Raw genomic sequence first — 11,439 nt, forward strand, 5'->3', positions numbered from 1 at the left:
ACAAGGATAATCAACTGGCACGGGTAAATTCATAAAATACACGGAATACTCTGATATCATCCCTTGACAAAATATATTTATGATACAATATCCGCTATTGTTACGGGTAAAAATAAAAATTTTATCTTCGTTATGCTAAGATCCTGGGTTTCTCACTTGATCGGATTGATATTCATATTGAAATTCTAAAGTTGGTTTCAAAACCTAAAAAGAGTAAAACGTAAGTTTTCATTCTGCCGGTCATGAGTTTAAACGATTTGTTGAAAGTGGGAAGTTACGGGGCCAAAAGAATTATGATATTGTCAAAATCCATCAAAATATGGAAAAATAGATAGATATAGAAGTTGAATGGGCGGAGGAGAAAAGAATGTACAGCAAATTATACAGTGCCAGTGTCATGGGGATTGACGGGTTTATCGTAGAAGTGGAAGTGGATATCAGCAACGGGCTGCCCGTTTTTGATATCGTCGGCTTGCCGGATTCTTCGGTCCGCGAAGCGAAAGACCGGGTGCGGGCGGCTCTCAAGAACAGCGGTGTTTCCTTTCCTTTGCAGCGAATAACTACCAACCTGGCTCCGGCGGATGTGAAGAAGGAAGGGGCCGGCTTTGACCTAGCGATTGCGATGGGACTGTTGGTTGCAAGTGGCCAGCTGGAGTCCGAAGAAATCAATCGCATTTTATTCATCGGGGAATTGTCGCTGGATGGAAGTTTGCGGCCATTAAGAGGGGTATTGCCGATGGTGATGGCGGCCAGAGAGGCGGGTTTTACGGAAGTGATTCTTCCCCGGGAAAATGCCGGCGAAGGGGCGCTGGTGGATGGAATGCATATCGTTCCTGTGGAATCATTGAGACAAACCATTTCCTATTTTCGCAAAGAATGGATTCCGGAAGAGGTTACGGGTGAAACCGAACCGGAACCGGATACATTCCCGATTGACTTTTCCGATGTGCAGGGCCAGGCGCATGTAAAAAGAGCGATGGAAGTGGCTGCGGCGGGAGGGCATAATCTGATGCTGATCGGTCCGCCCGGTTCGGGAAAAACGATGCTGGCCAAACGAATTCCTACGATCCTGCCAACCATGACCATGAAAGAATCCCTGGAGGTAACCAAAATTTGCAGCATTGCGGGACTGATCAAGGAAAAAGGACGGCTGATCCGCCTGCGTCCTTTCCGTTCTCCCCATCATACCATTTCCTCCGCTGGCCTGATCGGGGGAGGCTCCATTCCCAAGCCGGGAGAGATCAGCCTATCTCATCGGGGAGTTCTTTTCCTGGATGAACTGCCGGAATTTTCAAAGATCGTGCTGGAGGTGCTCCGGCAGCCGTTGGAAGATGGAAAAGTAACATTGGGACGGGCCAGGGCGGTCTATACCTATCCGGCCGAGTTTATGCTGGTCACTTCAATGAACCCTTGCCCGTGCGGTTTTTTCGGTTATGAGGAAGACCGAAGTTGTACCTGTACGCCGCGCCAGGTGCAGCGTTACCGCTCCAGGATCTCTGGTCCCTTGCTGGACCGGATTGATATCCATATCGAGGTGCCGAAGGTGGATTTCAAAACCTTGAGCGAAGGGAAAGCCGGCGAATCCTCGGCGGTAATTCGCCAGCGCGTCAACCAGGCACGAAAGAGGCAGCGCGAGCGTTACGAAGGGAAAGAAAACCTGACCAACAGCACGATGAGCACAGCCGATATTCGCAAATATTGCATCCTGGACAAGGAATCGCGCCAGATGATGAAGCAGGCTTTCGAACTGCTTGGCTTGAGTGCCCGCGCGCATGACCGCATCCTGAAAGTGGCCCGCACCATTGCCGACCTCGCCGGAGAAGACCGGATTCAGGCCAGCCATATCGCCGAAGCGATCCAGTATCGCAGTCTGGACCGGAAGTTTTGGGAGTGAAGGGGCACACAATATTTTCTACATAGTTTAATAGGTATGTAAAAAGCTCCGTGTCTTTATGGGCGGAGTTTTGTTGTTCATGTAAAAATCCTGATTGAGATTGACTAAATGACATTGCCTTCCCTAATTCCATTCTCCGTAAATCTACTGCTCTTGCAACATGATTGTATTTTGCAATATCTGCACCTGCAATTAATTTGCCTCAATTTTACGATTTTGCTCCGTACTTCATCTTAAAAAGTACCTCCTTGCTATTTAAGGGTTCACTGGCCAGTGGGACGCCTGTATGTTAGCAGGAGGTACTTTTCTTTTTCAAATCCTCTTTTATTTCATTACAGGAATGCTCACAGGTACGATCAAAATTCAAAGGTGCGCATTTCGCGGTATTTCCTCCGGATTGTTTCAATTCCTCACAGGTACGATCAAAACGGACTGAAACCAACGAATTCACACCTGCTTTGACTGGTTTCAATTCCTCACAGGTACGATCAAAACGAGAACCATCAGCAGCAGTCGAGAAGCTATCAAGGGTTTCAATTCCTCACAGGTACGATCAAAACTACTTATTGTCGGATTGAAAAAGGATCGATCAATTGTTTCAATTCCTCACAGGTACGATCAAAACCCAAAAAGTATTGCTATTAAGCCATTCTACAAATGATCCTATTTTCCTCTTGACTAACCAATTTTTGAACTAAAAAATAAAAAATCCAGTAATGACGCGGCTTTTCAAACCATTTGCCGGAATATTCAGTGTCGTCGATCCCCCGGGTTTACTCCTCTACTGGAGGTCGACGACAATTTCTTACTAACATCCGGCTGTGGAAACTTGCTTGTTTTTTTATACTTCGTCCCATCAGCATAGCCCCGGTCTTACAATCATAAAATTTCTGTTTGAGATCTAATAATCCGTAATTATTGGTGTTATCTGCTTTTGAGTAAAAAAAATGGTACATCTGAGATTATATTCTGAACTCCTTTAGATTATTAATAAACTCAGTGAATGAAGATGCAATAGGATAGAAATTTTTCCCTTCTATAATGTATGATAAATGTGTCCCATATGGAATGAAGATAATCTTCGTTTGGATATCTTTTTTAAAAAATGCATACCAATTGTCTCCAGAATCTATCGCAAAAGGCACAAGCTTTCCTTTTAACTTCGCTTCTTCCTCTGAAATCAGTTTCAATTGCTGTTTTATATCGTCTGGATCATAAAAATAGCTTAATTGGAAAAAATCATTGTTAACTTCTATGCCAATCTCATAATCTTCCATATCAGATTCCGGTTCACAAAGACCTTGAGTTGAAACAAATGACTTATAATCTTCGGGTAACTTAAATTGTATGTCCTTCTCTAACTGAGAGATTTCATTACTTTTTATTACACGATAGAAATTCCAATTAATCATTCCCTTAACCTCACTCAATTATTTGTTTTGCCCAAATAGCGTTTCCACCAGTATGCCTAAAAAGATCATGTAGATCCCACGGTACAAGAATCATTTTTCCGGATTTTGTATCATGATGCCACGTTAATCCTGTTTTTGTTCTTTTATTCCCAATATTACTATTGCCATTTTCAATACTCTTAATTTGTTCAGGAGTAAAATCAAAGCGAGTTTTCCAATCTGGGTATTTTTTAATGAACAAATAAGTTGATAATTTTAGTTGAGCCTGATATGCAGTTTGGTTTTCTGCCACCCATGTATCTTGTGGTAATTCAATTTCTGCTAGTTCACCGTTTTTTCCTTTTATTATATATGGATTAAAATCAGGTTGAGCATATTGGTCAAATTTTACCGTATATTCTTTTCCCCACTTGCTGATACTAGTTTCAGTTCTATTAGCATATTTATAGTTTTGTATTTTTATTATACGGCCATCACTTGTTTTTAGGCACTTTGGAGCTATATCACAATCAACCAGTTCTATAATTTTAACATCTTTACCTCGTTTAAGTTTAGCAGATAATTCATTAATACGCTTTTCTACTTTTTGAAGAAATGTATCAGTTGAGTTTGTCGTATGATTTGAGGCAAACTTCTGCAACCAAGAGCCAAACTGGGTATCTTCTATTTTGGTATGGCCAATTTCTAGTGAAGGGATCCGTAGATTACTATCTGCGGATGCCAAGACATACACCTTGACGGTCGGAAAACTGATTTTGTTAATGCTGGTCACAATCGTATCAAGGTTATTGGTGAAGAGCCATCCTCCGTATGAAAGCAGCCCGCCGACACCAATTGCGATTAACGTATTTTTGACGTTGATTTTCCCTGTTTTAAAAAAATCAAATACGCTTTGCTCAACTCCCGCGCCTGCTGCTCCTTTAACTGCATTAGGCAGCCACCGGATTTTGCTGCCGAGCCAAGTTATGAAACGGGCACCGCCGATCAGCTCTCCAAAAAGTCCCCCGATTCCTCCGGCAATGCCTCCAAACAATGTATCGGTCAGCATCTCCATGCTCATAAATTCATTGCCTGAAAGCAATGATATGAATCCGCCAAAACCGCCACCAAGTAATATTCCATAACCAACGAAGGATAGAATTTGGGGGGAGATCGTAGAAGACAAAATGGTGAGTGTTGATCCGGCTGCAATTAAGGCAGCTGCTGTTGTAATTAACCAAACGGCAAAAACAGCCAATACGATAATTAATAGCAGCACAATGATTTTTTTGTAATTCGCTTTGATCCAATCCCAAGCGGCGGCGAGGGCATCAACGACTATTTCGGTGATTTTGGACAATACGCCAATAAACCAATCCCACAGGGCGGATGCTTTTTCTTTGGTCCATTCCCATGCACCGGAGACCTTGTCCGTTGTCCACTCCCATGCGCCTTTGAACAGCTGGGTGACCTGATCCAAGAATCCTTTCTCTTCCCCAACCGGTGGCGGGGCTGGCAGATCCTGCTTCGGAGGCGGGCTTTGCTCGAACTGGTTGAATTGGTCATTTATATCCGGCACGTCAAAGCCACCTGTGGCATGAACTGTTCCAGGTCCAAAAATGCCCAATCCCACACAAGCGATTAACACAATGAAGAAAATTCGTTGGAATTGACGCATAAGTTACGCTTGGGAACATGCGATGTTTGTTTCGCCTCCCTAAGCTCATTTTCCTCCTTATTATGTTATTTTAAGAAAAAAAGACAGGAATGGCCGAAGCCAATACTGTCCCATAACATCTCGACTCTTTTCTGCAGCATCTTTTGGAATTATAGGCGAATTCAATTTTATATTTCAATATAATAGCATAAATTAGCTATAAAAAATTTGTGCCCATTTAAAATTAAACTCGTGAAATCTAAATAAAGTATTGAGGCACCATCACATAAATAGAAGCAGCCCATCACGTTTTTGGGCTGCTTTTTAGCATTTTCAAATATTTATTCAAGGTATCCTTATTTTTTCAGTGTGAGGTTTATGTAATGAGTCGTGGTCAAGGTTTATTGTATAGTGAGATTGCAATATTATTATCAGTAGCTAAGGGTTCCGTTCAGAAGATGATTGAGAGAGCGGAAATTAAATTAGCTAAACAAAAAGAAACAAAGACTATTCTTTGTGGATAGGTTTGTAATTAAGATGAAGAGTGAGCAGTTTATGGAAGATTGCGCTATACGCTAATTCGAAAGAAGAACGAGGCTTTATAGAAAGCAAAAAAGACACTACAATCAGGCGGCTTTTCTTTTAGGCCCAGAGTGAGAGCATCCCTCTATTTTGGTATCATTTATTCAACGAATAGAAAATACACTGGTTTATAATGGCACCATACGCTTCCAAACGAAAAATAGAGTATAATGAAGAAGCAAGAAAGGGACGTTTTTTATGGAACGGCGAAAATAGACTGCTGACAACAATGGGTGCGGGATTTGTCTCTTCTCTTCTTCTGCCATCCTAATTTTCTTGCTTATTTAAATGAATTTTCCGGCATAAAGGGTGTTATTGATTATTTCTTTTATTGACACGATACTAAACGGATTTCCACGTTTGGTTTTGTATCTTATGGACAAAGTAATGACACGAAAACGCAAATTTTAGGTAGTTGTGTCATCATACAGTTATAAGCGTTGTAGAAAAAACTGAAAAGTATGGGTACGGTATACATCAGTAACAATAAGAGGTGTTGTCATGGAAGTCATAAATAACATCGACCGATTTCTCGGTGATGATTTAAAACATACTCTTCGCAAAGGAACGAAAGTGTCGATCGCTGCATCCTGTTTTTCCATCTATGCCTATGAGGCATTGAAAAAGGAATTGGAACAGGTGAACGAAGTTCGGTTTACCTTTACTTCACCGGCGTTTATCGCGGACAGCTTTAATAAAGAAAAACGGGAATTTTACATACCGAAACGAACTCGAGAAAAAAGCTTGTACGGCACCGAGTTCGAAATCCGACTGAAAAACGAATTGACTCTCAAAGCCATCGCCAAGGAATGCAGTGAATGGATCAAACGGAAAGTCACATTCAAGTCCAACCGTACTGCCGGAACGATGCAGGGCATGATCAACCTGCAAACGGATGACGAGACTATCACCTACATGCCCGTCGACGGCTTTACGACGGTCGATCTCGGTTACGAAAAAGGCAACGCCTTGTCGAATATGGTCAACAAGTTTTCCGAATTTCCGATTACGAAAATGTACTTTGACTTGTTCGATCAGGTGTGGAACGACAAGAGCAAGCTGGAAGACGTCACTCAGGAAGTGGCGGAACACATTCCGACCGATTTCGATATGATGTCCTGTACCACACGGATATTTCACGAGAAAAAGGGCTTTCCAATGGGATTCCGTTGGATCGGCTCAACTGGGGTAATTACGACCTATTAGTGATTGACGAATCCCACAACTTCCGGAATAACGATCCGAAGAAAGATAAGGAAAATCGATATCAAAAGCTGATGAGGAAAGTGGTCAAAAGCGGTGTTAAAACCAAAGTACTCATGCTATCGGCGACACCGGTTAACAACAAATTTTTGGATCTTCGCAACCAACTGGCGCTGGCGTATGAAGGCAATCCGGACGAGATCAATAAGAAGTTAGGTACAGAGCGGGGCATTAACGACATTTTCAAACGCGCTCAATACGCTTTCAATCAGTGGTCGAAGCTCGACGCAGCCGAACGGACGACTGAAAGACTATTAAACATGCTTGACTTTGATTTCTTTGAGCTGTTGGACAGCCTAACCATCGCCCGTTCCCGCAAACATATTCAGAAATACTACAAGGCGGAGGAAATCGGTGAGTTTCCGAAGCGTTTGCCGCCGATCTCGAAATTTTGTGATTTGACGGATCGAACCGATGTGATTGGGTACAATGAGATTTTCCGTGAATTATCTCGTTTAAACCTGGGTATTTACGCTCCATTCAAATACATACTTCCCAGCCGTTTATCGTTTTATGAAAAGCTGTACGACACGGTTGTCAGAACTGGCGGCGGCAGTTTCAAGCAGGTCGATCGGGAAGGGAATTTGCAAATTCTCATGCGAATCAATCTGTTAAAACGGATGGAAAGCTCGGTGGAATCGTTCCGGTTGACCTTATCCAAGATTTTATTGAAGACTGATCAGACACTTCAGCAGATTGACCGATTCATCCAAAATGGAAAGCTGGAAAAAGTGGGCTATACCGAAATCGAAAAAGCCAATCTAGATGACGAATTCAGTATCGGTGATACAATCAAGATCAATCTTGCTGACATGGACGTTATCCGGTGGAAAGAAGATTTGACGCATGATCAAATGATTCTAAATGGATTGTTGGAAGAAATGCAAAAAGTGACGCCGGAGCACGATAAGAAGTTAAATACGTTAACACAAGTGATCGACCAAAAGATTCAAAATCCGATCAATCCTGGAAACCGGAAAATCATCATCTTCAGTGCCTTTACGGACACCGTGGAGTATTTGTACAAGCATTTGTCTGAGTATGTGAAATCAAAGTACAATATGGACACGGCCAAAATTGTGGGAAGCGACGAAAACAAAAACACCACAGGAATGCGGAACGACATTCATACCTTACTCACTTGTTTTTCACCACGATCCAAAGAAAAGCATCTGACGATTCCTGATGTAAAAGGTGAAATCGATTTGCTCATCGCCTCCGACTGCATCTCCGAGGGACAAAACTTGCAGGATTGCAATTTTTTAATCAATTATGACATTCATTGGAATCCTGTGCGGGTGATTCAACGGTTTGGGCGAATTGATCGGATTGGATCGAAAAACTCGCAAATACAAATGGTCAACTTCTGGCCCAACATGACATTAGACGAATATATTCGGCTGAAGGATCGGGTAGAAAATCGAATGGTGATCATGGATATGACCGCTACTGGCGATGACAACGTATTGTATAATGAATCAAGCGACTTGGAATACCGAAAGCTGCAACTGCAACGATTGCAAAAAGAAGTCGTCGATCTGGACGATTTGAATACCGGCGTCTCCATTACCGATCTCGGTCTCAATGATTTCCGAATGGATCTGGTTCAATACGTCAAAGAAAACGGCGAACTGGATACGGTGCCGAGCGGCCTGCATACCGTTGTACCAGCGGATGAAGAAAAAGGAATTCACCCGGGCGTCATTTTTGTACTCCGTAACGTCAATGACGAGTTGAATCCGGATCAGCAAAACCGGCTTCATCCGTTCTACCTCGTATATATGGGGGAAGACGGAGAAGTCATCGCCAACCATCTGGTCGTCAAGAAGACGCTGGACTGTTTGCGGGCATTCCGAACCGATCATGGAAGCATGCCGCAGCTTTAATGAGGAAACGAAAGACGGCAAAAAGATGGACAAATACTCGATGCTGTTGGAAGAAACGATCCGCTCTATTGTGCAGGTGAAGGAAGAAAGCGATCTCGACAGCTTGTTCTCTTCGGGTGGAACGACTGCCTTAATCGATACCATCAAGGGGCTGGAAGATTTTGAACTCATCTCTTTTGTTGTGATTCGGAAGGTGGAATCGTAATGTTGCAATTGCCATCCAGCACTTTGTACTTTGGTGAACCGGAAGATCCCGAAAAGTAAATTTTATGAGAAACTACAAACCAATCATCGACTGAAAGAACTGTTTACGCAACAAGTTGAGTCGATCGTCTGGAAGCATAAGTTGTCCAAAGAGACCATCCGGTTGGAGCCGAAAGACGATATCGAAGAAATCCAAATGTTCGAGATTTATTTGAAGCAGAAGTTCTATTACCAAGAGATCTTGCGGAGCATGGACAAAGCGATTCCTTACCGATTTTGCATGTTCTTATACATAATGGTTGGGCGAAATTCGCCATTGCCTATAAAGAGAGGAACCAGAACGATGAAAACCGGTTCGTTGTTCATTCCTATTATGAATCGGAGTGGCAGCCGGTGGATCAAATCCAGTTCAATTGTATCCAAGGTCTCGATTTGAAAGCCGTATACGAAAACATCATCCGAAACTTACTTGCGATAAAAGCAAAGCCCGATACCGAACTGGCGGTAGCTCTCGAACGTAAAGCCCATATTGACAAGCTGACAAAAGAATGTCAGCGCCTTGAATCGAAAATCCGTAGCGAAAAGCAGTTCAACCGGAAAGTCCAGATGAATATGGAACTGCAGCGGAAGCAGAAAGAACTGAACCAATTGCTCGAAAAATGATTGGAGGTTAAGTGAAGACCATGAAAAAACTGACGATGAAATCGGTGGATCAAATCCAAAAAAAACATCGAAAAAATTGCTGAACTGTTTTCGAATGTAATCACTGAAACAAGAGATGAGAACGGAAAACTGAAACGCGCTGTCGATTTTGACCTGTTGAAACAGGAATTGTCCGATATTCTCGTTGAGGGTGACAAAGAGCGGTATCAGCTCACGTGGCCGGGGAAAAAACAGGCCATTCTCAATGCCAATACCCCCATCGACAAGACGTTACGTCCGGTCAAAGAAGATAGTGTGAATTGGGACACCACGCAAAACCTGTACATTGAAGGCGACAACCTCGAGGTGCTAAAATTTTTGCAGGAATCGTATTTGAACAAAATCAAATGTATTTATATCGATCCCCCTTATAATACTGGGAAGGATTTTATTTACAAGGACGATTTCCGTTCACCTACTGATGAATATCTTGAAGAATCGGGACAAACGGATGAAGAAGGCAATCGGTTGTTCCAAAACACCGAGTCCAACGGTCGTTTCCACAGCGATTGGCTAACGATGATGTATTCTAGACTCAAAATCGCGAGGAATTTGCTAAGGGATGATGGAGTTATTTTTATTAGTATTGATGATAATGAATTTGATAATATAAAAAAAATATGCGATGAAATTTTTGGATCGAGCAATTTTATTACAGCGATTCCATGGCAATCAAGACAATCAATTCAGAATGATACTGATTTAAGTATTAGTCATGAGTATATAGTTGTATATGCGAAAGTGAGGAGGCAGGAAAATAGGAGACTAAAAGAATCAAACATTGATGTTTGGTTTAAAGAAAAAACATTTGCTTTTTATCCACTTCCATTAGATGAAAGTAAATTTGATAATCCAGATAATCACCGAACGTTAGACCAAATTTAACATATAAAATTGTCAATCCGAATACGGGCGAGGAATTCTGGCCGCCAAAAGGAAGGTGTTGGAGAACTGATGAGGAGAATTTCAAGAAGTTATTAAAAGATAATAGAATTGTGTTTGGAAAAACTGGAGAAGGTAGACCTCAATTAAAAGTATTTTATAATGAAAAACGTAGATTTGGGTCAGTTGAAAATACATGGTTCGATGGAGAAAAATGCGGTACAGCTACACAAGGAACCAAGGAACAACAAAAACTATTTGATGGAATATCATATTTTGATATCCCAAAATCAACCAAGCTCCTGAAAAAAATTCTGGTATTAAGTTCGTCACCCAAAACTGACGATATTATCCTTGACTTTTTTTCCGGTTCCGCAACGACCGCTCACGCAGTCATGCAACTCAATGCTGAAGACGGTGGAAATCGACAATACATCATGGTCCAGCTTCCCGAACCGACGGATGAAAAATCGGAAGCATACAAGGCAGGATACAAAAACATCTGTGAGATTGGTAAGGAACGCATCCGCCGTGCTGCGAAGAAAATTAAAGAGGAAACCGGTGCCGATATCGATTACGGATTCCGCGTATTCCGTGTCGATTCGTCCAACATGAAGGATGTCTACTATACACCAGACAAGCTCGGCCAGGAAGAACTTTTTGATCTCGCTTCCAACATCAAAGAAGACCGAACCGACGAAGATTTGCTCATCCAAGTGATGCTTGAGTTGGGGCTGGTTTCCTTGCCCATGGAAACGAAACAAATCGAAGGGAAAACCGTCCATTATGTTGCCGGCAATTCCCTGATCGCATGTTTTGACGAGGATATACCCGAGTCCGTGATCAAAAAAATAGCGGAAGACAAGCCGCTTCGCGTGGTGTTCAGGGATAGCTCCTTTAAGGATGATTCCGCACGGATCAATGTCGAGGAACTGTTTAAAATGCTATCTCCGGCTACGGAGATTCAGGTATTGTAAG

At 42.3% G+C, this 11,439-nt stretch carries 9 protein-coding genes and 1 pseudogene; 8 read left to right on the top strand and 2 right to left on the bottom strand.

The features are described 5' to 3' along the window. Positions 1-367: 367 nt before the first annotated feature. On the top strand, positions 368-1,894 hold the full coding sequence (locus H2C83_RS09270) for a YifB family Mg chelatase-like AAA ATPase (RefSeq protein ID WP_181740013.1): 1,527 nt from the start codon (positions 368-370) through the stop codon (positions 1,892-1,894). Between the two features lie 962 nt (positions 1,895-2,856). Here H2C83_RS09270 and H2C83_RS09275 read toward each other — a convergent pair. Next, complete coding sequence (locus H2C83_RS09275; protein WP_181740015.1) at positions 2,857-3,324, bottom strand: SMI1/KNR4 family protein; 468 nt, start codon at positions 3,322-3,324, stop codon at positions 2,857-2,859. Continuing rightward, entirely contained in the window at positions 3,317-4,963 is a 1,647-nt protein-coding gene (locus H2C83_RS09280; RefSeq protein WP_181740017.1) for an HNH endonuclease, read from the bottom strand. Before H2C83_RS09280 ends, H2C83_RS09275 begins: the two co-directional genes overlap by 8 nt. 362 nt (positions 4,964-5,325) lie before the next feature. Between H2C83_RS09280 and H2C83_RS09285 the strand changes: the two genes are divergently transcribed. The 7 genes and pseudogenes from H2C83_RS09285 to H2C83_RS18570 all read left to right on the top strand — a co-directional run bounded on the left by H2C83_RS09285 (position 5,326) and on the right by H2C83_RS18570 (position 11,438). After that, positions 5,326-5,466 carry a hypothetical protein gene (locus H2C83_RS09285; RefSeq protein ID WP_181740019.1) on the top strand — a complete coding sequence of 47 codons (141 nt, stop codon included), beginning with the start codon at positions 5,326-5,328 and terminating at the stop codon, positions 5,464-5,466. Positions 5,467-6,025: 559 nt separating this feature from the next. Further along, positions 6,026-6,730, top strand: coding sequence for a phospholipase D-like domain-containing protein (locus tag H2C83_RS17740; protein WP_246333829.1), 705 nt, complete (start codon positions 6,026-6,028; stop codon positions 6,728-6,730). 71 nt (positions 6,731-6,801) lie between these two features. Beyond that, positions 6,802-8,673 carry a DEAD/DEAH box helicase gene (locus H2C83_RS09290; protein ID WP_246333830.1) on the top strand — a complete coding sequence of 624 codons (1,872 nt, stop codon included), beginning with the start codon at positions 6,802-6,804 and terminating at the stop codon, positions 8,671-8,673. After that, complete coding sequence (locus H2C83_RS17745) at positions 8,651-8,878, top strand: hypothetical protein (protein WP_246333831.1); 228 nt, start codon at positions 8,651-8,653, stop codon at positions 8,876-8,878. Before H2C83_RS09290 ends, H2C83_RS17745 begins: the two co-directional genes overlap by 23 nt. A 33-nt stretch (positions 8,879-8,911) precedes the next feature. Then, positions 8,912-9,540: pseudogene (locus H2C83_RS09295) on the top strand (DUF4391 domain-containing protein). 156 nt (positions 9,541-9,696) lie between these two features. Further along, positions 9,697-10,464 (top strand): site-specific DNA-methyltransferase, encoded by a 768-nt coding sequence (locus H2C83_RS18565; protein ID WP_376766356.1) that lies wholly within the window; start codon positions 9,697-9,699, stop codon positions 10,462-10,464. A gap of 110 nt (positions 10,465-10,574) precedes the next feature. Continuing rightward, positions 10,575-11,438: a DNA methyltransferase gene (locus H2C83_RS18570; RefSeq protein WP_376766357.1), complete on the top strand. Its 864-nt coding sequence runs from the start codon at positions 10,575-10,577 to the stop codon at positions 11,436-11,438. Position 11,439 lies beyond the last annotated feature (1 nt).

It is taken from the genome of Thermoactinomyces mirandus (assembly GCF_013868055.1).
GTDB classification, from domain to species: Bacteria; Bacillota; Bacilli; order Thermoactinomycetales; family Thermoactinomycetaceae; genus Thermoactinomyces; species Thermoactinomyces mirandus.

Excerpts from the sequence above, each read along its gene's own strand:
- H2C83_RS17745 (WP_246333831.1), top strand. The coding sequence starts at position 8,651 with ATGGAAGCATGCCGCAGCTTTAATGAGGAAACGAAAGACGGCAAAAAG.
- H2C83_RS09280 (WP_181740017.1), bottom strand. The coding sequence starts at position 4,963 with ATGCGTCAATTCCAACGAATTTTCTTCATTGTGTTAATCGCTTGTGTG.
- H2C83_RS09285 (WP_181740019.1), top strand. The coding sequence starts at position 5,326 with ATGAGTCGTGGTCAAGGTTTATTGTATAGTGAGATTGCAATATTATTA.
- H2C83_RS09270 (WP_181740013.1), top strand. The coding sequence starts at position 368 with ATGTACAGCAAATTATACAGTGCCAGTGTCATGGGGATTGACGGGTTT.
- H2C83_RS17740 (WP_246333829.1), top strand. The coding sequence starts at position 6,026 with ATGGAAGTCATAAATAACATCGACCGATTTCTCGGTGATGATTTAAAA.
- H2C83_RS09290 (WP_246333830.1), top strand. The coding sequence starts at position 6,802 with ATGAGGAAAGTGGTCAAAAGCGGTGTTAAAACCAAAGTACTCATGCTA.